Below are 23,405 nucleotides of genomic sequence, written 5' to 3'. Positions count from 1 at the left end.
TAAACGCAGCAATAAGGCGCGTGTATGAGTTATGGTAGTGAGCAAACTGGCAAAAAGCTGTAATGGTTTGAGATGAGAAAGCTAATATTATTTTGCTTATTTGTCATCGGGCTAGGTGTTGCCCTGTTTAATTTTATTAATTTTCAGGGACTGGCAGCCAAAGGGGAATTTGAGACGATAGTGCTAAACTTTCGCGAAGATATTCCCAAAGAGGTATTGCAGCAGGATCTGCAAGCTATTGCTCAACAGTACAACGTCACTCCCCGATTAGATAATCAATTTTCCGCCAAGGAGAATGTTTATATCATCAAGGGCGATAAACAGCGACTCAAAGAACTGAAAAAGTCGCCATTTGCCCAAGCAATGGATTTTATTGAGCCAAATTATATCTACAAGATTCCCAAACCAGGTAAAGTTGCTTGGCTGGGAGAATTATTGCAGCCCTCACAAGAGGCTGACCAAGCGAAACCGACATTAAAAGGTCCCAACGACCCCTATTACAGCAAGCAGTGGAATCTGCACAATATCAATATTGAAGGCGCGTGGACTCAAACCAAAGGCAAAGACATTACGGTTGCGGTCATTGATACTGGCATTACTCGCGTCCGTGACTTAGTAGAGACAGAATTTGTCCCTGGCTACGACTTTGTTAACGACAGAGTAGAAGCTGACGACGACAACGGACACGGCACCCACGTTGCTGGTACCATCGCCCAATCCACGAACAACAGCTATGGCGTAGCTGGTATTGCCTACGAAGCCAAGCTGATGCCTCTTAAGGTGCTTAGCGATTATGGCGGCGGTACTGTTGCCGATATTGCCGAAGCGATTAAATTTGCTGCTGATAATGGCGCAGATGTGATTAATATGAGCTTGGGCGGTGGCGGTGAAAGCCATCTGATGAAAGACGCGATTGACTATGCCCATAGAAAAGGCGTCGTCATCATTGCCGCAGCGGGCAATGAAAATCAGAATTCTGCTTCCTATCCAGCGCGTTATCCCTATGTTATTGGCGTTTCGGCATTAGGTCCAGATGGAGAAAGAGCACCCTATTCTAACTTTGGTGCTGGAGTCGATATCTCCGCCCCTGGTGGCAGTGATGCGGGCAAGATTCTGCAAGAAACCATAGACCCTGAAAACAATGGTGTAGGCGTGTTTATCGGCTTCCAAGGTACAAGCATGGCAGCGCCTCACGTTGCTGGTGTTGCTGCATTAGTCAAAGCCTCTGGCGTCAAAGAACCAGATGAAATCCTCGAAGTCCTTAAACAGTCAGCACGAACTGTCCAGGATGATGGTTTGAACTACTATGGTGCTGGACTACTGAATGCAGATGCCGCAGTGCAACGTGCTACCCAAGGGCAAATCAGTTTCCAAGATTTCTTCCGCTGGTTACGGGATAACGGCTATCTCAACCCCGGTTTTTGGATCGATGGCGGTGCTGTGGCGCTGTTACCCAAGATTTTGATGATCCTCGGTTCCTATGCGCTGGCTTGGTTTTTACGGGTTTACTTTCCGTTCAGCTGGGGCTGGACTTTATCTTGCGGTTTGATTGCTGGTAGTTCAGGATTATTCCCCCTCAAAGGAATCTTTATCTTTGACCTTCCACAATGGCCCTTCCGCTTGTTAGGCAGTTCCATTCCGGAATTAGGCAACACCCTGCAAGGAACAAATGCTTTTAATCCGCTGTTTGCCAGCGTGCTGATTCCCTTAGTCTTAATGGCATTATTGCTAGGAAATCCTAAATGGAAGTGGTTTGCCATTGGTTCATCGCTAGGTGTAGCAGCGTGTTTGGTGGTAAGTGCGGTATCAGATCCCGCAGTTTGGGGATTAGGCAGTGGTATCCTAGCTCGTATGTTCTTGCTCGTTAATGCCCTGCTATGTTTCGGTTTAGCTCGTTTAGCAGTCAAAAACGAAGAACAACCAGCCTAACGAGAGATGTGGAAGTAGGGGGAGACAAGGAAGAAGTCATTGTTTATTTACTTCCTCATCCCCCTCATCCCCCTCATCCCCCTCATCCCCTCAACACCGGAGGTTACTAAATATGAGCATTACAGTTACAGGTACCGTTGAACGCCGTGACATTGGTACTGGCGCTTGGGCGTTAGTTACTGATGATGGTGTGACCTATGAAATCTCTAAAAAATCTGACAAAAGCTTACTCAAACAAGGACAAAAAGCAAAAGTCACTGGACAGGTGCGTGAAGATGTTATGACCATTGCGATGATTGGTCCAGTGCTGGAAGTAAAATCTTTTGAAGTCCTTAGTTCTGGTTAGACGCTTCTGAATTCAGAACTTCTTGCAGGCGACTTCTAAATTCCCCTTTGGGATGACCACCTTTAACCTCACCCAAAATCTGAAATTCTCCTTCTGGCGAATCACAGACGATATAAGTAGGCCATCCCATTTCTGATTTATCAGGATACTGAGTGAGCAGAATCTTACGATACTTACGATAACTAGCTGTATCCTGCATTTTGACATCAATAAATTGCAAGCCCAGCTCTTCAGACACCTTTTTGTCATAGAAAGACATCTTATGGCAAATACCGCAGTCTTCTGAAGAAAACTTAATGACAGCTAAATTCATGGCTCTGCAACTCTCTAGCTACTAACACTAGCTTTTGGCTCAAAGAACAACATAGCAGTATACAACGCAAAAAATTATAGAAAAAATATTAAGAATTGTAGCTGCTGTTATTTTGTTCAAAACAAAAAACCCCAAGTAGCTAGTAGCTAGCCAGGGGTGTCAGTTATCAGGGTGCATCTACCAATACTATGTTCTATGAATAACCAAGGTATTCCGGACAAAAACGCGAAAATTCTGGGGATGTTGGTGTAAAAAATAAAAAACCCCAAGTAGCTAGTAGCTAGCCAGGGGTGTCAGTTATCAGGGTGCATCTACCAATACTATGTTCTATGAATAACTAAGGTATTCCGGACAAAAACGCGAAAATTCTGGGGATGTTGGTGTAAAAAATAAAAAACCCCAAGTAGCTAGTAGCTAGCCAGGGGTGTCAGTTATCAGGGTGCATCTACCAATACTATGTTCTATGAATAACTAAGGTATTCCGGACAAAAACGCGAAAATTCTGGGGATGTTGGTGTAAAAAACAAAAAACCCCAAGTAGCTAGTAGCTAGCCAGGGGTGTCAGTTATCAGGGTGCATCTAGCAATACTATGTTCTCGGAAAAAACCAGTAGGTTCCGGAGAAAAAGCGCGAAAATTAGAGTTATAGTTGTGTTAGTAGTCAAAAAAATCCCCCAGCAGCCGAAAGTCCACTAGGGGAGTCAGTTATCAGGGTGCATCTACCAATCCTATGTTCCACAGATAACTACCCTCTTCCGGATGAATCCTCCAAAATGGAGGTAAAAATATTTTGATTTTATCTAAAAATAAGAAAACCGTAAGTAGCCGAAATTCTACCAGGGAAGTCAGTTGTCAGGGTGCATCTACCAATCCTATGGTAAGGAGATAACTACCTTTTTCTGGATGATTTTACGTGTATCAGAAATAGTTGCGATTTGTAAACGACGAAAAAAACCTAGAGGGTGTTAAGAAACTAGGGGAGTTGATGATCAACAGAGCATTAATTTGGGTGTAGGGAATTAAGCAGGGATTGCCGTTGTATCACGCTCTGTGGTTGACTCCAGCGCGAATGCGCAAGTCCTAGGTGTGTCTAGCAATGACCAGATATGAGTAGGTTTGTGTGAACGGTGTAGGGAAATTATTTTCCCTGAGACGAGCGCAAAAGTCTTCAACTCTTAAGACAGAAAACTCCCAGAGGGTGTTAGCCTACATGGGAGTTGAAGATCAAGGTGCATCTACCACTAAGAATGTTCTGGGCGAAACTAACAAGATCCGGATAAAGTGATGAAAGGAGACTGAATTGCTGAATTCAAAATTTTAGAAGAAGTCAGCCTACGGAATGTAGTTTTATGAACAAAGAATTTTTTCTCCGCAGTAACCAAATGTCGAGGCTTGGAACTTGGACTCAGAACCCAGTCGTAGAGAATACAGAATAAATTCTGACTCGTGGGTTATGAGTTCTTACAGGTAATACAGGTATGAGCAAAACAACGTGAATCAGAAACAATCAGTGGCAGGATGCATCTAAGGTATCAGAAGAAGCAAAACATTGAGTGGAAAATGAATCGCGTTTCAAACCAAATTTAGGAGGCAAACAGGAGCAGTTGTGACCCAGGAATTTCACATTTCCGTAACCCCAGTAGGGCAAAATGACTACTTGGTGCGGACGGAACAAGTCGCGCCTGGGGTGCCATTGGCAGAAGAACTGGTGACTTGGCCTGTAGGTGATTGGTTGACGGCTGCGGGACATTTGATGAATGACCCGTTGAAGTCGGTGCTGCAGGGAGATGCTTTAGCAAGAAACTCCGTCAACTTGGTGGCGTTGGGTCAGCAATTTTATAACGCACTGTTTCAAGGCACCCTCAGAGATAGTTGGATTACGGCACAAGGGATTGCCCAAAACCACCAACAGGTGTTGCGTCTGCGCTTGGGACTGAAAGACACAAGGTTAGCGCGGTTACCTTGGGAAGTGATGCATGCAGGCGATCGCCCGATTGCGACAGGACCGTATATTGCTTTTTCTCGCTATCAAAGTGGCATTGGCGGGGGTTCTCGTTTACCTTCGACAAGTATGCCAATACCAACAGACGAAGGTGGCATAAAAGTACTGATGGCGATCGCTTCTCCTACGGATCTTGTGCGTCTGGATCTGCTTAAACAAGAAGCTATCAAACTCCAAGCCGAACTTCATCGTGATGGAGAAGGTGGCAATTCACTACCGCAGATAGAACTCACCTTACTCGAACAACCAGGGCGGGAAGAATTGACACAAGCCCTAGAACAAGGACGATACCACGTTCTGCACTACTCTGGTCACAGTAACATCGCCTCCAACGGCGGAGAAATTTATCTTGTCAGTAACAGAACTGGTTTAAGGGAAACCCTAAGTGGCGATGACTTGGCGGGTTTGCTGGTCAATAATAACATCCAGATGGCAGTGTTTAACTCCTGCTTGGGAACATATGCAGCCACCTCTTCGGACCCCACAGGAGACACAGGCGAACGCAATTTGACAGAAACCTTGGTAAAGCGGGGGATTAGGAGCGTTTTGGCAATGTCAGAACGCATCCCCGATGAAGTGGCGCTGCTGCTGACACAATTGTTTTACCGCAACTTATCTCAGGGATATTCTCTGGATTTGTGCGTGAGTCGGATGCGCCAAGGATTGATTGCTGGCTATGGTTCTCACCAACTTTACTGGGCATTGCCAATTTTATATCTCCAGCCAGAATTCGATGGCTATCTCAGCCCAGGAGTTTTCTTACCTGAAGATGAAGAATTATTTAATGAGTATAATTCCTCTTTAAAAACTACAGCGACAATTTATTCAGACCCGGCACATGACGCCGAAATGGCATTACCCATTGAGGATATGTTACCCTCAGATTTGACAAGGGAACCCTCTGACTTAGACTGGCTGGGTGAAGAAACCTGGGGCGACCTTGTTGATGAAATTGAGTACGATGACCCAAGCTACGAAGAAGATTCAGCGATTGTTTCGGATTTGTTTCGGCAACTAGATAAACAAAAGACATCCGAGCAATCTTCCATGAAGGCTGAACTTGTGCAATTTGGGGAAGATGGTCTTGACGAAACAGAAGTTTCCGGTGAAATAGCTTCGCTGGAAAACGATGTCCGGATGTGGGAAGAAGTCCGCAAAGCGGCTTCTTATGGTAAGCTGGGCGCATCTGGAAGTCGCGAACACCCCTCCAATAGTGAACTGACTCGTCAAGAAGCTGGATTGCAAGCAGGTTGGGACGACTCAAATGCCGGGTCGTTAGCTCAAAGAACCACGCCTGCATCACAAACACCGAAGGCAAAACGAGGCAAAAGACGCAAATTATTGGGCGTTGTTGGCGCTGTGGGAGTGAGTGCGATCGCCGCTGTTGTCGGTTTCAACTGGTGGTCGCACAATCAACAAATATCGAAACAGCCGTCGGTAGTGGCAATTCATCAGTCTGAACCAAACTCTAACACCCCACAAATCAATCTCAAAACGGTTGACACCCAATCTGTCAGTGCGCTCGCCACCGAAAAATTGAGCCAGGGTGACTTGCAAGTAGGGCTTCAGGCTGTGGAAGAACTGCTCAACCGTAATGTACTTTCTAACGCTGAATCAGCCTTGAACGCCGTTCCCCAAGCGTCAGCAGACAATCCATCTATCTACTTTTTCAAAGGGCGATTGGCGTGGCAATCTATCCAGACAGGAGACAACAAATACAGCGTCGATGACGCCCGTCGTTACTGGGAAAGCGCACTTAAGGCTCAACCAGACTCAGTTTTGTATAGCAACGCATTAGGATTTGCTTACTACGCACAAGGTAATATCAACCGGGCAAATGACTCCTGGTTCAAGGCATTGAGTTTAGCAGTTAGAGAGCAAAATAGAACTGCTGCTTCTCCCACAGCATTTTCTCCCTCAAAGCCAGTGCCTCGGGATGCTTTAACAGCTTATGCTGGCTTAGCCCTTGGCTTGTATAAAACTGCAAGTAATCAACCTGCTGGAAAACGTGAGCAATATCTCAATGAAGCAATCAAGCTACGTCAAATGGTCATAAAAGAAGATCCAATTAATTTTGAGATGAGAGAATTGGGTAAAAATTGGCTGTGGACAGAGAAGGCTTTACAAGATTGGAAAGCACTCCTCCAGCAAAAAACTCAGCGTTCATCACTTGAAAATTGACAATTGTTTCTTACCAACATTCGTCTTCATGTTTAGGCGTGGCAAAATAAAAACATATAAGCGCGTAGCCCAGTGTATTAAGAGCTACGCTAAAGCCTTTATTTGTCACATGAGCTATTGCTTAAACCCCAATTGTCCCAAGCCTGTTAACACGAATGGTGGAAAGTTTTGCCTGACGTGTGGTTCCAAGTTACTTCTCAAAGAACGCTACCGTGCTATCAAACCGATAGGGCAAGGCGGTTTTGGCAGAACCTTCTTAGCAATAGATGAGGATAAACCCTCTAAACCGCCCTGCGTGATTAAGCAATTCTATCCCCAAGCTCAAGGGACTAGCACAGTGCAGAAAGCAGTAGAGTTATTTACCCAAGAGGCAATGCGGTTGGATGAATTGGGCAGGCATCCCCAAATTCCGGAACTCTTGGCTTATTTTACTCAAGATGATCGGCAATATCTTGTACAAGAATTTATCGATGGACTGAACTTAGCTCAAGAATTGGAACAAAAAGGTGCTTTCAATGAAACTCAAATTCGCCAACTGCTGAATGATTTATTGCCAGTGCTGCAATTTTGTCATGCAAGACAAGTCATTCATCGAGATATCAAGCCGGAAAATATTATTCGTCGTATAACTCCCCAATCAAGCAATGGAAATTTAGTTCTGGTTGATTTTGGCGCTGCAAAAGAAGCCACTTACACAGCGTTAAACAGAACAGGAACCAGTATTGGCAGCCCAGAATATGTAGCACCCGAACAAATTAGAGGAAGAGCTATTTTTGCCAGTGATATATACAGCTTAGGTGTTACCTGCGTTCATCTCTTAACCCAACTTTCTCCTTTTGACTTATACGACATTAACAACGACGCTTGGATTTGGCGGCAATATCTAAAAAGCCCGGTGAGCAATGAGTTGAGCCGTATTCTGGACAAAATGCTAGAAAGCATCCCCGTTCGGCGCTACCAAACTGTAGATGAAGTTCTCCAAGACTTAAACGGGGGGCAGCAATTAACTCCAACACCTGTAAGCCAACCAGTAAAACCTGTTACTTCATCACCACCTACCTCTACACCTGTTTCTATCAATAAAACGACTAGTCAAATAGATATAGAATTACAGGAAATGAAAACTCTGTTTCTTCAAGGTGGTCATGCCAAAAGCAATAAGAAAACTGAGTTTCAGCCTCAGCCGCAAACACCCCAGCCTTCTTCTAGCAAAAGCGAAATAGATGCAGAATTGGAAGAATTAAAGGCTAAATATAAAAATGGTGAATTTTAGGTTGTAAATTATAAAACTTTATTTTTACTAATTTTTACTGAAATTTAAAACCGCTATATGGCAATACGGTTCAGTTAAGGATTAGACTTCTTGCATTCATTCCAAAAAAAAGAATAATGAACCACAGATGGACACAGATGGACACAGATAGAATCAAACAGATGCAATCTTGTCTATTCAAAAAAAGTGACTCTGAGGTTTTCAGAGTCACTCAAAATTTACCGTAGAACTTGAAGGTGTTGTTGGTTGTTAATCTGGCAGTGATTCTGCCGTTGAAGTTGACTAGGACTTCTCAGTAATGGGTACCCATTCTGTGTGGAAGGCACCAGGCTTATCCAAACGCTCGTAGGTATGCGCGCCGAAGTAGTCGCGTTGAGCTTGTGTGAGGTTTTGAGGCAAGCGATCGCGACGATAGCTATCGAAGTAATCTAAAGATGCACTAAATGCTGGCACTGGAATTCCCAGTTTTGCTGCTGTTGCCAACACATCCCGCCAAGCTGTTTGTCTGTCGAGAATTGTCTGCTTGAATTCAGGAGCTAACAGGAGGTTTGGCAGTGATGGATTTTCGCCAAATGCATTCTTAATCTTATTCAAAAATCCAGCGCGAATGATACAGCCGCCCTTCCAAATCCGAGCCAATTCACCCAGTTGCAAATTCCAGTTATAGGTTTGGGAAGCTTTAGAAAGCAGCGCCATTCCCTGGGCGTAGGAACAGATTTTCGAGCAGTAGAGGGCGTCACGCACCTTGTTGATAAACTCTTTGGTATCCCCGTCATACTTGCCAGTGGGACCTGTGAGGATTTTAGATGCTGCTACCCGTTCTTGCTTGTAAGAAGAGATGATGCGACCATTGACTGCGGCGATAATCGTCGGTATGGAAACACCCAATTCCAAAGCAGTCTGTACCGTCCAACGTCCAGTGCCCTTTTGACCTGCGGAGTCAACAATCAAATCTACCAGAGGTAAATTTGTATCTGGGTCAATGTAAGGGAAAATATTTGCCGTAATTTCAATCAAAAACGAATTGAGTTCGTCCGTGGTGTTCCATTGGGCAAAAACTTCATGGAGTTGATTATGGTCAAGTCCTGCGGCATTTTTCAGTAAATCGTATGCCTCGGCAATGAGCTGCATATCGCCGTACTCAATACCGTTGTGTACCATTTTGACGTAGTGACCAGAACCACCAGGACCAATGTATGTCACACAGGGACCATCATCGACTTGGGCGGCAATTTTCGTAAAAATTGGCTCCAGATACTGGTAAGAGCTTTGCGTACCTCCTGGCATGAGTGAAGGACCATTGAGTGCTCCTTCTTCACCACCGCTGACGCCCATACCAATGAACCGAAACCCAGCAGGTTCTAATTCTTGGGTACGGCGATCCGTGTCTTCAAACCAAGAGTTGCCACCATCGATAATAATGTCGCCTTCGTCCAGCAAGGGTTTGAGCTGATTAATCACTGCGTCTACAGGTTTACCAGCTTGCACCATGATGAGAATTCTTCTGGGACGTTCCAAGGAAGCAACAAAGTCTTCTAGAGTAAAAGCGGCTTTGACATTTCTTCCTGGGGCACGCTCCGCCATGAATTTATCAGTTTTGTCGCGCGAGCGGTTGTAAACTGCGATTGGAAAGCCGTTACGCTCCACATTGAGAGCGATGTTTTCACCCATAACAGCTAAACCAATCACACCAAAGCTTTGCTGTGTCATAAAATTCTGGCTAACTCTTGCAGTTTCTCTTTATCTTTAAGGGTAGTCCGAGATTTCTGCTTCTCTCCTAAAGAAGACATTAAGAGTTCATGCACAAAGCAAGGATACCCAAGCTACACACATAAAAAATTTTAATTTGTATCTGAATCAACAACTTTCTGGCAAAATTTGCAAAATTGAGATATCTAGTTAAGCGATTGGGGAGTAGATACTTGGGAGTGAGTACTTCTACTGTTGAGTGGACTGTTGAGTGGTTAGAGGGTTGACAACTAACAGCCACCACTGACAGCGAAAAATTCCCAACTTCTGATCCCCAATCTCAAATCCCTAGTGAAATGACACAGTAAGGAGTAACCACAAAATGCTGGCATATGTCCTAGCGTTGACTGTCGGTCTTGGAAGTGTAGCGCTTTACTTAGCAGCTTTCTTTTTCCCTGAAATCCACCGTAAGAATGATTTTATATGGAGTGGTGTAGGACTCTTCTACGCCTTGGTCTTATGGATATTTGCCCAACGCATTACTGGAGGTCTTTTGCTGGGTCATGTGGCTAGTGTCGCTCTTTTGAGTTGGTTTGGCTGGCAAACACTGTCATTACGTCGTCAAGTGACGCCACAGGCACAACAAACCCAAATACCCAGCACTGAAACAGTAAAAACAAACATTCAGGAGCAGGTTTCTAAGTTATCGCTTCCCGAAAGGCTAGCGCAGGTGCAAAAGAGTATTGGTAGAACCTTTTCGGGTGCGAAAGACCGAGTGCAAACTGTGGGTAAAAAGACACCTGACAAACCTAAAACGACCGAAACTCCTGCACCAGCAGGTAAATCTACAGTTGAGATTGTTGATCAACGTACTCCTGTAACAGAACAATCAGTAGTGACCTCTGCTAGCGTGACTGATATCGAAGCAAAAACTCCGACATTAGATCAACCAGCAGAAGCAGTTCCATCTGCCCCTAGGGAAGTTAAAACTGAGAGTGTCCCAGAAGCTGTTCCACCGAATCCGCCATCAAGGGAATTGGTAGAAGCGGCAATTGAAGCTGCTGCTGAAGGAGAGGCTGTGGCAGAGGAATTAGCAAAAATTCCAGTTGAGGAAATTGCTCCTGATGCTGCACTTGCTCCCCCAGCAGAAGCACCACCTGGGGAAGTACCACCAAATCCCCCAGGGCAAAGCTCATAAGTAGTAAATCATGCGGGACGAGGCGATCGCTCTTTTGGGGCGATCGCCTTCCAAGAAGCAGAAAGACGAGGATTCACTGTTACAATACGAGCAATCACCCACAAAGCAAGACAAAAACATGATTACTCAAATGATGGTCCAACCTTCATTCTGGGTAGAATCTGGAGTCAAAATCAGCAAAGTCAGGAATCTCTATCTGTTCAAATTTACCGATGAACTCCAGTCTCGGCTTGAAGAACTTTCACAGAAGAAAAAAGCTGGTTTCCTCACTTCAGAAGAAGAGGCTGAACTGACAGGAATATTGGAACTCGACAGAATTTTTACCTTGCTCAACGCCCGAATAATTGCTGAGTCATGACAGTTAATGATGCAACAAGAAAGTTAGTACGACAAAGAGCTAACTTTCTTTGCGAATACTGTCATTCTTTAGAAGAAGCCAGTGCAGCCAAGTTTGCTATCGACCATATTCTTCCCCAATCTCTTGGTGGTTCTGATAACCCTGATAACTTAGCATTGGCTTGCCAGCGCTGCAATGGATACCGCTATAACTTTACAACTGGGATTGATCCACAAACACAAGAAGTTATCCCTTTATTTCATCCACGTAAGCAAAAGTGGTCAGATCACTTTATTTGGTCAACAGATGGTTTAAGAATAATCGGGGTTACTCCTACTGGACGAGCTACCTGTAATCGTTTGGACGTCAATGATGAACGTCACAATGAAGGTTCTATCGTTAAAGCACGTCGTTTGTGGCTGCAGGGTGGTTGGCATCCGCCTGAAGAAGACCCCCGACAACAAACATAGAGTACCATGAATTTAATATTCTAGTATTTCGGCAGGCACACTTCGGGTCGCCTGGTTGGATGTTTTGGATCCAAATTAAAAACCTTCTCCCTGATAATAGTGAGAAGATGACCTTACTATTCCTTGGCATGAAATCGTGACAGAAACTGGAAAATACAAAGATACTGTAAACCTGCCCAAAACGAACTTTGATATGCGAGCGAACGCTGTCAAGCGGGAGCCAGAAATCCAAAAGTTTTGGGAAGACAATAAGATTTATGAACGCCTGTCTCAGAATAATCCAGGCGAATTATTTATATTGCACGATGGACCACCTTATGCTAATGGTTCTCTCCACCTGGGTCATGCCTTAAATAAAATTCTTAAAGACATTATTAACCGCTATCAACTGCTGCGCGGGCGTAAAGTTCGTTATGTACCTGGTTGGGATTGCCACGGTTTGCCAATTGAACTGAAAGTTTTGCAGAATATGAAGTCGGCAGAACGGCAAAACTTGACGCCTTTGCAACTACGGCAAAAAGCGAAAGAATTTGCCCTTTCCACAGTTGATGAACAGCGCGAAAGTTTCAAACGCTACGGTATTTGGGGTGATTGGGAACACCCGTATCTGACGATGAAACCGCAATACGAAGCGGCTCAAATTGGTGTTTTCGGTCAGATGGTGTTGAAAGGCTACATCTATCGTGGACTGAAGCCAGTACACTGGAGTCCCAGTTCTAAAACGGCGTTGGCAGAAGCTGAGTTGGAATATCCTGAAGGTCACACTTCGCGTAGTATCTATGCTGCTTTCCCAATGACAGGTTTATCGGAAGCTGTCAAACCTGTACTTGGGGAATTTTTACCTGAGTTGGGTGTGGCTATTTGGACAACAACGCCTTGGACAATTCCGGGTAACTTGGCTGTTGCTCTCAATCCATCTTTGAAGTACGCGGTGGTGGAAGTGGAACCCCACCCCCCTACCCCCTCCCCGCAAGCGGAGAGGGGGAGTGAAGAGAATGCTTCTTCCTCTTTGCAAGCACACAAAGAAAGTAAGGAAGTTTCCTCCCCCTCTCCCCTTGGGCAGAGGGGGACTGAGGGGGTGAGGTTCCGCTACCTTATCGTTGCGGCTGATTTGGTGGAACGTCTATCTGAGGTTCTGGGAACTCAGCTAACGGTAAAAGCCACAATCAAAGGGAAAGATTTAGAACACTCCACCTACCGTCATCCCTTATTTGACCGCGAAAGTCCGATTGTCATTGGCGGTGATTACGTCACAACTGACTCAGGTACAGGGTTAGTACATACTGCCCCCGGTCACGGTCAAGAAGACTACATCGTTGGTCAGCGTTACGGCTTGCCTATTCTTGCGCCAGTAGATGACAATGGCAACTTTACCGAAGAGGCGGGACAGTTTGCTGGGTTGAATGTCTTGGGTGATGGAAACCAAGCAGTCATTGATGCGCTGACGGCGGCGGGTTCTCTGCTGAAGGAGGAAGCTTACCAACACAAGTATCCTTATGACTGGCGGACGAAGAAACCGACGATTTTCCGTGCTACAGAACAGTGGTTTGCTTCAGTAGAAGGATTTCGAGATGAGGCGCTAAAGGCGATCGCCTCAGTGAAATGGATTCCCGCGCAAGGTGAAAACCGCATCAGACCAATGGTTGCGGAACGTTCTGACTGGTGTATTTCTCGTCAGCGGAGTTGGGGTGTGCCAATTCCTGTTTTCTACGATGAAGAAACTGGCGAACCTCTGCTAAATGAGGAAACTATTTCCCACGTGCAAGGGATATTTGCCGAAAAGGGTTCTGATGCTTGGTGGGAACTTTCAGCCCAAGAGTTATTACCAGAAAAATACCGCAACAACGGTCGGTCTTACCGTAAGGGGACTGATACGATGGATGTGTGGTTTGATTCTGGTTCATCCTGGGCAGCTGTGGCAGAACGGCGACCAGAGTTGGGCTATCCTGTTGATTTGTATTTGGAAGGTTCAGATCAGCATCGCGGTTGGTTCCAGTCGAGTTTGCTCACCAGCGTGGCAGTTAATGACTGTGCACCGTATAAAAAGGTGTTGACCCACGGCTTTATCCTAGACGAACAAGGACGCAAGCAGAGTAAGTCGCTGGGAAATGTGATTGACCCCAAAATCGTTATCGAGGGTGGGAAAAATCAAAAACAAGAACCTGGCTATGGTGTAGACGTGTTGCGTTTATGGGTGTCGTCGGTAGATTACACCTCAGATGTGCCTCTCGGTAAAAATATCCTCAAGCAACTGACGGATATCAGAAACAAGATTCGTAATACGGCGCGGTTCTTGTTGGGCAATCTGCACGATTTCGACCCGGAAAAGGATGCGGTACCATTTGAGGAAATGACGCAGCTTGACCGCTATATGCTGCACCGCATGACGGAGGTGTTTAAGGAAGTTACAGAAGCATTTGACAGTTTCCAATTCTTCCGCTTTTTCCAAACGGTGCAGAATTTCTGCGTGGTCGATTTATCCAACTTTTATTTGGATATCGCTAAGGACAGACTCTACATCAGTGCGCCGAATTCTTTCCGCCGTCGCAGTTGTCAGACAGTGCTGAAGATTGCTTTGGAAAATTTAGCACGAGCGATCGCCCCTGTGCTGTGCCACATGGCAGAGGATATCTGGCAATTTCTTCCGTACAAGACACCCTACAAGTCGGTGTTTGAAGCTGGCTGGGTGCAGTTAGACCAAAAGTGGCAAAATCCAGAATTAGCAGCATTGTGGCAACAATTGCGACAACTCCGCACTGAAGTGAACAAGGTACTGGAAGAAGCCAGAGTCAATAAAATGATTGGTTCTTCCCTGGAGGCAAAGGTATTGCTGTATGTAGCAGATGAGCAGTTACGTTCCTCAGTAAAAGCATTGAATGCGAGTCAGAATGGAATAGACGAACTGCGCTACCTGTTTATCACCTCGCAAGTGGACTTGTTAGATTCTCCTGAAGGGGTGCAAGGGTTGGAGTACAAATTGCAGTCCGATACGTGGGAAATAGGAGTTGTGAATGCAGAAGGGCAGAAATGCGATCGCTGCTGGAACTACTCAACTCATGTCGGAGAATTTGCTGAACATCCCCTGCTTTGCGAACGGTGTGTTCCCGCCTTGGCAGGGCAGTTTTAGGAGGACAAGGGGAAAAGAGGATGCTGTCGGATGAGGAGGACAAGGGAGAATTTTTACTTCTTCCCCATCTCCCTCATCTCCCTCATCTCCCTTATCTCTTCTACGGTGTGGCAAATTCTAAATTAGTTCTTTGTTGCTTTTCACGCTCAGCAGACTCTAGCTTTTGCAACAACTCTTGAGTTAATTGAAGGAATGCTTTTGACCCTGCTGTGCCGGAATTGTTTAAAACAACAGGCATAAAACTGTCAACTGCTTTAGCAACATTCACATCAGTTGGTATTTGTGTCTGACAAATTTTTGCCTCACCAAAATCTTGAGAAACACGTTGCATAACTTGTTTGTAGTATCTTCCGCTGAGAAAGTTGGCGTTGGACATTGTGAAGACAATACCCAGCATTTGTATATCTATCTTTGCTTCATGCTCGTGACTTTCTTTTAACTTAGCAATGCGTCTTTCCAGTAATTGGATACCTACCACAGATAATGGTTCCGGTTTAGCAGGAAGTATGTAGAAATTACTAGTTGCCAAAGCGCTACGCGTCAAAAGATTATATCCAGGAGCGCAGTCTAAGATAATAAAATCATATTCTTCCCGAATTGGTTCTAAGATTTTACCTAGCAAGACTCTTTCAAACCGATTCCAAATCGTTTCAAATTCATTTTCACCCAGATTCACTGCTTGTTGATGCAGCATTTCTGAGACAACAAATTCATCGTACAGGTCAATATCTCCTGGTAATAAATCTAATCCAGGGAGATTGCAAACCTGGGTCTGAATGATATCCCGAATTGTCAACTTTGCCCTTGACGAGGGGTTGATAATATCATCTATCAGATATCTCAATGTCCGTCTTTGTTTGCGCAGCTTAGCAAAGTCTACAGGAGACATGAGACTGAGTGTGGCACTAATTTGGCTATCTAAATCAAGGACAAGCACCCGCTTGCCATAATTTTTCGTTAAACAAGTAGCCATATTAACAGTAAGGGTGGTTTTGCCAACTCCGCCCTTCATATTTGCAGTAGCAATCACATATCCCATTGGTTAATTCCTCTAATAAAGCATTCCCATTTACGTAGCGTAAACGTCTCGTTACAGATAGAAAATTTTTGCTAAATTTAACATTATAGAGCAGTTATAAAGCGTTAGTACGTTACACAAATAATCTTGGATCGTTCGTCATAAGGGGAGTTAACAGTGTTGAGAAGGCAGTGGTTGCAAAACCTAAGCTCCAACAGATGAGCCACTGTGCCCTTGGAAGTTCCCCCTTCTTTTTCCAAACTGCTGTTCAAAACTCAAGAAGAACTCAGGACTGTCTTGATGAAAAAAAGTGTGATGAAGACGCTCATTAGCTTACCTCAGGGATATTTCCTCAATTAAAGCAGTCAAAATTATAGCAGTGAGCGGTGTATTGGTGGAGGAATATAGGGCAATACGGTTGCCGATAAGACAACTTGCAAAAATGATAACCAATGGAACAGGCGTTGTATGCAACGTCAAAGCACGTGTACAACGGCGGCACATTCGTGCTATGCGCTGCCGTAAAGAGCGTTCACTATCACAAAAAATCTTAACTGAACCCGTATTGATTTAAAGGCGCGATGGGCAAAACCCCGCATAAAGGCGATCGCACGAAGTACCCGCCCACAGGGCGATCGCCACTCGTTGTAAAAAAGTTGGGGTTTTTTGAGCCGTCACCAATAGTTCTATAGCGCTTGACTCCTCTAATAGAACCGCAGCGGGCGCAAAGGCAATTTCCAAACCAGTTTCTGTGAGGTTACTTTACAGCTATTTTCAGGTAAATAGACCTTTTTTGTGTCGCGCAAAGACGAGCCAGCGCGAATGACGGCTTTCCCGCTCTCACGGCGACTGGCGTTGCAAAAACGCAAAGAAGAACGCCTAAAAATGTGGTCTAAATAAGTGAAAACTGCTGTAATCAAATCATGAATCGTTTTTACTGTATGCAATTTTCGACAAATTTAATTTAAGGCTTATTAAAAGAACTAACTTTAGTTATTTAGCTGTGCAAATCTGAATATATAGCAGGTAGTGAAAGCAACCCTGGAAGAGAAAGCTAGTACTGTGACGAAATCGCGATTTCACACTAGTGTTGCTTAATTCATCCTATTTACCTGAACCAGCAAGAAGGCTCACACTGACGCCCGTTGCGGTCAGTGCCCTTGATGAATTGCTTTGTGAGTTGACGACAATCTCCCGACCAATACGATTCTTCGTGGGAGGGAGATATGGAGGAAACGAACAATTTTTTATTTTTATGGTCATGCTGCACATAGTTAGGTTACCATGATTTTATAAACACAGTAACAGGTCGATGCCCTCCGGGTTCGCCAGTTTGGCGGGACGGAAACCGACACCGCCAACTGGACTCAGCATGTATAGAGCAGTCAAGGTTAGAATTTATCCCACTGATGAGCAAGAATCTTATTTAGCTCAATGTTTCGGTAATACTCGCTGGTTGTGGAATTATATGCTTCATGCCACAACCACAGCATATAAAGAAACAGGGAAAGGACTTTCTAAGGCTGCAATGGACAAGTTGTTGCCAGGATTAAAGAAGGAATACGAATGGTTAGGACTTGCCTACAGTCAAGTATTGCAAAGAGTAACTTTCAATCTTTCAAGTGCGTTTGTCAATTTTTTTGAGGGACGTGCTAAATATCCCAACTTCAAATCCAAGCATGGTAAGCAATCAATCCAATATCCTCAAAATGTGAAGCTAATGCCACAGGATTCTGTGATTAAGTTTCCGGGGTTATTGGGGATGGTCAAAACCGTGTTTCATAAAGACCTACCAAACGTAAAATTCACGACTGTAACTATATCGAAAAATGCTGATGGTAAATACTACGCTTCTATTCTGTTTAATCAAGAGGACAACCCAGTAGTTGCAGTTAATGAAGCTATTGGGGTTGATTTAGGATTAAAGAACTTTGCAGTAACTTCTGACGGGTCAAAATATGACCTCCCCAAGAAACAACTAGCTTTGCTAGAGAACAATAGAAAGCGTAAACAAAAGAAGCTATCTAGAAAGATAGACAAAACGTCTAACAAACGTCGTAAGGCTAAACGTTCACTTGCCAGAGTTTCTAGTAAAATAGCTAGAGTTCGAGAGGATTTTCTACACAAGCTATCTCGCAAAATAGCATACGAAAACCAAGTGATTTGTGTGGAAGACTTGGCAGTTAAGAACATGGTGAAGAATCCTAACTTGGCGAAATCTATTAGTGACCAAGGGTGGGGAATGTTTTTAACCATGCTGAAATACAAGGCTGAGAGATTTGGACATACTTATCAAGAAATAGGTCGTTTCTTCCCATCTTCTCAACTTTGTAGTGAGACTCTACTACCAATACCAATACTGCAAAATGGTTATGATTCATTGGGTGTCAGGTTTGTAGATTGTCCACACTGCCAGAAACAGCATGATAGAGACATCAATGCTGCCATAAATATTAGAAATGAAGGTTTGCGATTATGGGCGTTAGGAACTAGCGCTTCTGCCCTTGGAGGGGATGTAAGACCAAAGTCTTCTGGGCGTAAAAAATCCACGAAAACAGAGGCAATCCCCGGTGAATTGGGAAGCCTACACGCTCACCGCAAGGGAGCGTGTAGGTAGTTCACTTCCAGCTTTTATCGGCTTTTCCCAGCACATATGCAGCTACATCTTCAATTTGCTCGGGTTTTAAACGACCTTTGAAAGCGGGCATGGCATTTTTACCATTTGTCACTTGAGCGATAATGGCTTCCTCAGAGTACATTCCATACTTTTCCAAAGCCTCCTTTGTCAGGTTCTTGTTAGCTTGAACCAAATTCTTTCCACCCGCATGACAAGAAGCGCAATTGGTAGAGAAGACTTTGGCTCCCTTAACAGCATCTGCAGCAAAAGCTGGACGATTCAAGGCAAAGGTAAAAATTGCTATGCCCAGCAACAATACTAAAAAAATCTTTTTCATCCCGTGTTCCCTCTATGAATCGACGCATTCTAGAGAATATCCTTCATAATTCTCTTGTTCACACCGCGTGTCGTCAAAAGACAGGCTGTCAAACCTCTTGACTCACGGGGGAACGAAAGCAAAGGACAAAGGTTAAGAAGAACACAGAACACAGTAATCAGAATATCCAAAACGAGTGAATCCGGGGGAAATAAGTGCGGAAAAACTTTCTTGGTCTCCACGGAGCCGGGGGCTGTCTTACCAACACTCAGTACAGACGCGCTCTATGGGCGTCTCTACTCTTAATTCATGCTCGAAAAGCGCGTTTAATATTCTGACTCCTGAGTTCTGATTCCTGAGTTCTTTCTTGGTAAAAGGTTTTTCCTTCCACAACTGCTCAAATGCTATATGATAGCCAGGTAGACGGTTCTGTTGGGGATCAGCCATCAGAGGTAACGGGGAAAGTCTGGTGTAAGTCCAACGCTGTCCCGCAGCTGTAATCAAGGGTTTCCTTGTCAGTCAGAATACCCACCGACTAGTTAACTTCTGCTTTAGCACGTCTACGAGGTATGGATGAAAGCGCAACATAATTTATTTGTCTGCACCACTTGCTCAAGTGTGTGGAAAGATGGAAAACGTGTCGGTGAAAGTGGTGGCGAAACATTATTCAAGCGATTGCAACAACAGTATCAAGACTGGAAGTTGCATGAAGAATTTGCTATTCAACCAGTAGAATGCATGAGTGCTTGCGATCGCTCTTGTACAATTTCTTTGGCATCTGTTGGTAAATATACTTATCTTTTTGGTGATTTATCGCCAGATTTGTCACCCTCACAAATAGCCGGGGTGTTAGAGTGTGCTAGTAAGTATTACACTCATCCTCAAGGATTGTTACCCTGGGCAGAAAGACCAGAACCGCTTAAAAAAGGAATTTTAGCAAAAATTCCTCCTTTGTCTGCCAACGCAGGAGAATAATAGTAGGCGTGATATCATCTCCGGTTGCTTACCCATAATTCCCACGCTGACTGCACCCCACCCCTTAATCCCCTCCCCGCTTGCGGGGAGGGGAGACTTTGACGTAAGTCAAAGGCGGGGTGGGGTTCTTGGGGAATTAAGGGTCATTAGCCGAACATGATATAAGGGTGTAGGATGTGAAAGGCGTACACATCACCCCCGTTTTCATCCAATTATTGTTGTGGTACATATAAAGTGTCTTTAACCTATCTACAATTAATAAAGTCGTTTGAATCCCAGGGGTAGAAACATGAGAGTTTGGCTAGCCTGCTTTTTGGTGCTGTTTGCCCTAGCGGAACTGTTTGACTGGGTGAAAGAATTTACCCTACCGCTACCTATATATATATTAGGTGGGGCGTTTTTGGCTGTTGCTTCCAACTACGATAAGCTTTTTGGCTCCTACTTGAGTAATGCAACGAGTGAAGCAACATTGGAACAACCCCTGCTTGATGATTCACCTTCCTTCACAATTGCACATTCTGTTAAAAAATCTCAAAAATCCGAAATAAAAAGTTAACCTATTTCTTGTGGGACAGAAGTCTTCACTTATTTTGTAGATGAGAGACGGCTTTCTAGACCAACCCCACAAGAGCTATTTTTAAACTGAGCATATTATCGAAATCCTTGAAAAGAAAACAATAAAGAACAACCTCCATTTAATAAAGCGGTAATAACCGCACCAATAATTACTCCTTTCATTAAGCCATATTGCCGCCGTCTTTTTAGCCAAAGAGTGACTGGAATGACATAGAGAAGTTGCCACAAGAAAAAGCCAAAAGCCCCAATAATCAAAATTTGACCACCGTAAATACCTCTAATAAAACTAAGTAAAACTATTGCTAGTATCGCTAAAATATGCATAGCAATTAACAAGAGTATGCCTAAAAAAACACCTAAAATTTCATTTTTTTGTGACATAAATTAACACCCTAATAAGCGCAGACAAGCTCTACTTAATTAAATAAAACGATTATTAACTAAGTGATAGCCAGCGCTACCTTCACGATAAAACATATTGAAAGTATCAAAGGGAATAATCCTACCATCGGGGTGGACAATATGAATACAGGAACGCTTCACTGAACGAACATCAAAGTTAAAAGGGTCAAGAAACTGGACAATCATTATCCGAAAGATATTGGAATAGCTAATACCTTGAGGGACGGCAACCATTGGCAAACAACATAACAACTGCTTTAATGAAGTTGCGGCTGAACTGGGTGAATGACTCGTAGAAAATAGCTGAAAAATGTGGCGCTTTAGTTCTTCATTCTGTTCGTAAAGTACGCTGTTGGGCATAATTTTTACAAACGTATCTGGATTGATTAACCCAGTCAGTGGTATCACTTTACCATTGAGTTTCAGCGCGTACGCCATTGCTAAGCAGTCGGGATGGCAAGGAACTGGGAGAATATCTTCTGGTTTAAAGTAAGGACTTTGTTGTAAAATTGCCCTGCGAACTTCTGTTAAAGTATATCTGTCTCGCTTGAGATTAAATCCCTCTAACCGTCCAGCAGCTTGGATGGGTTGAAACGTGACACCCCGTACGCATCGCTGTTGCAATGCATACTCAATAATTTTGCCGATTTCGTGGTCATTCAGCCCTTTTTTTAGGGTGAGGACTAAGGTTGTGGAGATATTGTATTCATTGAGATTTGCGATCGCCTGTTCTCGAATAATGCGTAAATCTGCGCCACGCAATTCGCGTAAAGCTTCCGCCTCAAAGCTGTCAAATTGTAGGTAAACTTCAATTCCAGGCATATATTGACTCAGGCGATCGCAAAAAGATTTCTCCTTTGCTATCCTGACGCCATTCGTGTTAATCATCAAATGCTGAATTGGCTTGCTTTTGGCAATATCCATGATTTGAAAAAACTCTGGGTGCAGTGTTGGTTCACCGCCACTGAGTTGTACAACCTGCGGTTCACCCTCATTCGCCACCACCGCATCAATCATTCTTTCAATTTCTGCTAAACTGCGGTGACGGCGGGGTTGATGCGAAATTGCGGAAACTTCTTCTGCACCAGAGTCAGCATAGCAAATGGGACAGGAAAGATTGCACCTATCTGTCACTTCTATTAAAGTTAAGCAGCTATGTTGTTCATGATCTGGGCAAAGCCCGCAATCATAAGGACAGCCATATTTTATCGGTGTATTAAACTTCAATGGCATATCCCCAGGTTTGATAAATTCCAGAGATTGTTTATAGTATTCGATATCGTCGGCAATCAAAACCTCTTCTCGTCCGTGGGTGGGACAGTGTTTCACCAAGTAGACGCAACCGTCCTGAAAAATAATTTTTGCTTCTACTTTGACGAGACACTGCGAGCAAACGCTATTTGTGAGAGCATAAAAAAGGTAGTTGCGAGTGGGCATAGTTAAAGAATTTTGTTTTTTATCCTACACCGACAAGCAAGTAATATCAGGTTCGGTAGATTACTTATCATTCCTGAAGAACCCCACCCCTTTATCCCCTCCCCGCGTGCGGGGAGGGGAGCCTAAGCGCAGCTTTGGCGGGGTGGGGTGCAGTCAACGTGGGAATTATAACTAATTAGCCGAACATGATATAAGCTGTCACGCCTTTCATTTGCATACACTCAACTTCTCCATGAAGATGCACGCTTATTCAACCCCCCTGTAGTCCCCCCGATGCCTTGGAGGGACGCGGTAGGCGGGGGGTAAATAAAGTGCAATGTCACAGAGAATTGGTATAAGCTTATTCGTGTTTTTGCAAGAAGTCTAATTTTGAATTTTGAATTTTGAATTGCTTACCTCACTCACCTGTCACCAAATCCCACAGCACATCAATCCCATTTCCAACATATTCTGAATCCTGGTGCTGCTCAATCCATTGAACAACAGCAGTGACTAAATCACGATTTTTTTTGCCTAACTTGCCCAACGCTTGGGCGGCGTAGTAAGGGACACGAGAGTCCTCATCTTTGAGCAGAGCCAGCAGCCCTTGCACCAGCACTTCTGAGCTATTGCCTAACTTGCCCAACGCATCGGCGGCGCTGAAACGGACACGAGAGTCCTCATCTTTGAGCAGAGCCAGCAGCCCTTGCACCACCTCTTGTGAGCTATTGCCTAACTTGCCCAACGCATCGGCGGCGCGGGAACGGACATCAGAGTCCTCATCTTTGAGCAGAGCCAGCAGCCCTTGCACCAGCACTTCTGAGCTATTGCCTAAGTTGCCCAACGCAGCGGCGGCGCGGTAACGGACATCAGAGTCCTCATCTTTGAGCAGAGCCAGCAGCCCTTGCACCACCTCTTCTGAGCCTTTGCCTAACTTGCCCAACGCATACGCGGCGCTGGAACGGACACTCGAGGACTGATGTTTGAGCAGAGCCAGCAGCCGTTGCACCGCCACTTCTGAGCTATTGCCTAACTTGCCCAACGCATACGCGGCGCTGTCACGGACATCAGAGTCCTCATGTTTGAGCAGAGCCAGCAGCCCTTGCACCACCTCTTCTGAGCCTTTGCCTAACTTGCCCAACGCATACGCGGCGCTGGAACGGACATCAGAGTCCTCATCTTTGAGCAGAGCCAGCAGCCCTTGCACCAGCACTTCTGAGC

General features: G+C 44.6%; 19 protein-coding genes and 1 riboswitch. Of the genes, 11 read left to right on the top strand and 8 right to left on the bottom strand.

Annotation, left to right across the window (positions count from 1 at the left end; genetic code table 11):
• Positions 1–72: 72 nt before the first annotated feature.
• Together AACT52_RS25665 and AACT52_RS25660 are read left to right on the top strand one after the other, a co-directional pair.
• The gene (locus AACT52_RS25665; RefSeq protein ID WP_073633868.1) at positions 73–1,929 is read left to right on the top strand and encodes a DUF5942 domain-containing protein; all 1,857 of its coding nucleotides are present in this window, start codon (positions 73–75) and stop codon (positions 1,927–1,929) included.
• Between the two features lie 112 nt (positions 1,930–2,041).
• A complete protein-coding gene (locus AACT52_RS25660; RefSeq protein WP_073633867.1) occupies positions 2,042–2,275 on the top strand; it encodes a hypothetical protein in 234 nt (77 codons plus the stop codon).
• Here AACT52_RS25660 and AACT52_RS25655 read toward each other — a convergent pair.
• Positions 2,262–2,588, bottom strand: a complete 327-nt coding sequence (locus AACT52_RS25655; RefSeq protein WP_073633866.1) for a thioredoxin family protein — start codon at positions 2,586–2,588, stop codon at positions 2,262–2,264. The two genes, AACT52_RS25660 and AACT52_RS25655, sit on opposite strands and share 14 nt — an antisense overlap.
• Before the next feature lie 1,605 nt (positions 2,589–4,193).
• Here AACT52_RS25655 and hetF point away from each other — a divergent pair.
• On the top strand, positions 4,194–6,770 hold the full coding sequence (gene hetF, locus AACT52_RS25650) for a cell division protein HetF (RefSeq protein WP_073633865.1): 2,577 nt from the start codon (positions 4,194–4,196) through the stop codon (positions 6,768–6,770).
• A 109-nt stretch (positions 6,771–6,879) separates the two neighbouring features.
• Positions 6,880–8,043 (top strand): serine/threonine-protein kinase, encoded by a 1,164-nt coding sequence (locus AACT52_RS25645; RefSeq protein ID WP_073633864.1) that lies wholly within the window; start codon positions 6,880–6,882, stop codon positions 8,041–8,043.
• Positions 8,044–8,325: 282 nt separating this feature from the next.
• Here AACT52_RS25645 and gndA read toward each other — a convergent pair whose 3' ends face one another.
• Positions 8,326–9,753, bottom strand: coding sequence for an NADP-dependent phosphogluconate dehydrogenase (gene gndA / locus AACT52_RS25640; RefSeq protein ID WP_073633863.1), 1,428 nt, complete (start codon positions 9,751–9,753; stop codon positions 8,326–8,328).
• A gap of 361 nt (positions 9,754–10,114) precedes the next feature.
• Here gndA and AACT52_RS25635 point away from each other — a divergent pair, with 361 nt between their 5' ends.
• From AACT52_RS25635 to ileS, 4 genes are all read left to right on the top strand, one after another.
• Entirely contained in the window at positions 10,115–10,930 is an 816-nt protein-coding gene (locus tag AACT52_RS25635) for a Ycf66 family protein (RefSeq protein ID WP_073633862.1), read from the top strand.
• A 118-nt stretch (positions 10,931–11,048) separates the two neighbouring features.
• Complete coding sequence (locus AACT52_RS25630; protein ID WP_073633907.1) at positions 11,049–11,288, top strand: hypothetical protein; 240 nt, start codon at positions 11,049–11,051, stop codon at positions 11,286–11,288.
• Positions 11,285–11,737, top strand: a complete 453-nt coding sequence (locus tag AACT52_RS25625; protein ID WP_073633861.1) for an HNH endonuclease — start codon at positions 11,285–11,287, stop codon at positions 11,735–11,737. The genes AACT52_RS25630 and AACT52_RS25625 overlap by 4 nt, the downstream gene beginning before the upstream one ends.
• A gap of 136 nt (positions 11,738–11,873) precedes the next feature.
• Positions 11,874–14,864: an isoleucine--tRNA ligase gene (ileS, locus tag AACT52_RS25620; RefSeq protein ID WP_073633860.1), complete on the top strand. Its 2,991-nt coding sequence runs from the start codon at positions 11,874–11,876 to the stop codon at positions 14,862–14,864.
• 100 nt (positions 14,865–14,964) lie between these two features.
• Here the strand turns inward: ileS and AACT52_RS25615 are convergent, their stop codons facing one another.
• Together AACT52_RS25615 and AACT52_RS25610 are read right to left on the bottom strand one after the other, a co-directional pair.
• A complete protein-coding gene (locus tag AACT52_RS25615) occupies positions 14,965–15,903 on the bottom strand; it encodes a ParA family protein (protein WP_073633859.1) in 939 nt (312 codons plus the stop codon).
• A 549-nt stretch (positions 15,904–16,452) separates the two neighbouring features.
• Positions 16,453–16,623, bottom strand: a complete 171-nt coding sequence (locus AACT52_RS25610; protein WP_158054778.1) for a hypothetical protein — start codon at positions 16,621–16,623, stop codon at positions 16,453–16,455.
• Between the two features lie 631 nt (positions 16,624–17,254).
• Between AACT52_RS25610 and AACT52_RS25605 the strand changes: the two genes are divergently transcribed.
• Positions 17,255–18,499: an RNA-guided endonuclease InsQ/TnpB family protein gene (locus tag AACT52_RS25605; protein ID WP_073633906.1), complete on the top strand. Its 1,245-nt coding sequence runs from the start codon at positions 17,255–17,257 to the stop codon at positions 18,497–18,499.
• 1 nt (position 18,500) lies between these two features.
• Here AACT52_RS25605 and petJ read toward each other — a convergent pair whose 3' ends face one another.
• Positions 18,501–18,836, bottom strand: coding sequence for a cytochrome c6 PetJ (gene petJ, locus AACT52_RS25600; protein ID WP_073633858.1), 336 nt, complete (start codon positions 18,834–18,836; stop codon positions 18,501–18,503).
• A gap of 386 nt (positions 18,837–19,222) precedes the next feature.
• Positions 19,223–19,365: riboswitch (cobalamin riboswitch) on the top strand.
• A gap of 23 nt (positions 19,366–19,388) precedes the next feature.
• Between petJ and AACT52_RS25595 the strand changes: the two genes are divergently transcribed.
• Positions 19,389–19,790 (top strand): DUF1636 family protein, encoded by a 402-nt coding sequence (locus AACT52_RS25595; protein WP_073633857.1) that lies wholly within the window; start codon positions 19,389–19,391, stop codon positions 19,788–19,790.
• A gap of 289 nt (positions 19,791–20,079) precedes the next feature.
• Positions 20,080–20,346 (top strand): hypothetical protein, encoded by a 267-nt coding sequence (locus AACT52_RS25590; RefSeq protein ID WP_073633856.1) that lies wholly within the window; start codon positions 20,080–20,082, stop codon positions 20,344–20,346.
• 95 nt (positions 20,347–20,441) lie between these two features.
• On the opposite strand, the gene AACT52_RS25585 is transcribed toward AACT52_RS25590, so the two are convergent.
• The 3 genes from AACT52_RS25585 to AACT52_RS25575 form a co-directional block, all read right to left on the bottom strand.
• Positions 20,442–20,747, bottom strand: coding sequence for a hypothetical protein (locus tag AACT52_RS25585; RefSeq protein ID WP_073633855.1), 306 nt, complete (start codon positions 20,745–20,747; stop codon positions 20,442–20,444).
• A 39-nt stretch (positions 20,748–20,786) separates the two neighbouring features.
• A complete protein-coding gene (locus AACT52_RS25580; RefSeq protein WP_073633854.1) occupies positions 20,787–22,205 on the bottom strand; it encodes a radical SAM protein in 1,419 nt (472 codons plus the stop codon).
• Between the two features lie 397 nt (positions 22,206–22,602).
• The coding region (locus AACT52_RS25575; protein WP_143172880.1) for a HEAT repeat domain-containing protein at positions 22,603–23,405 on the bottom strand (803 nt) is incomplete at its 5' end.

It is taken from the genome of Scytonema sp. HK-05 (assembly GCF_963872035.1).
Classification (GTDB): domain Bacteria; phylum Cyanobacteriota; class Cyanobacteriia; order Cyanobacteriales; family Nostocaceae; genus Kalymmatonema.
This window is presented reverse-complemented; position numbering and strand designations above follow the sequence as displayed.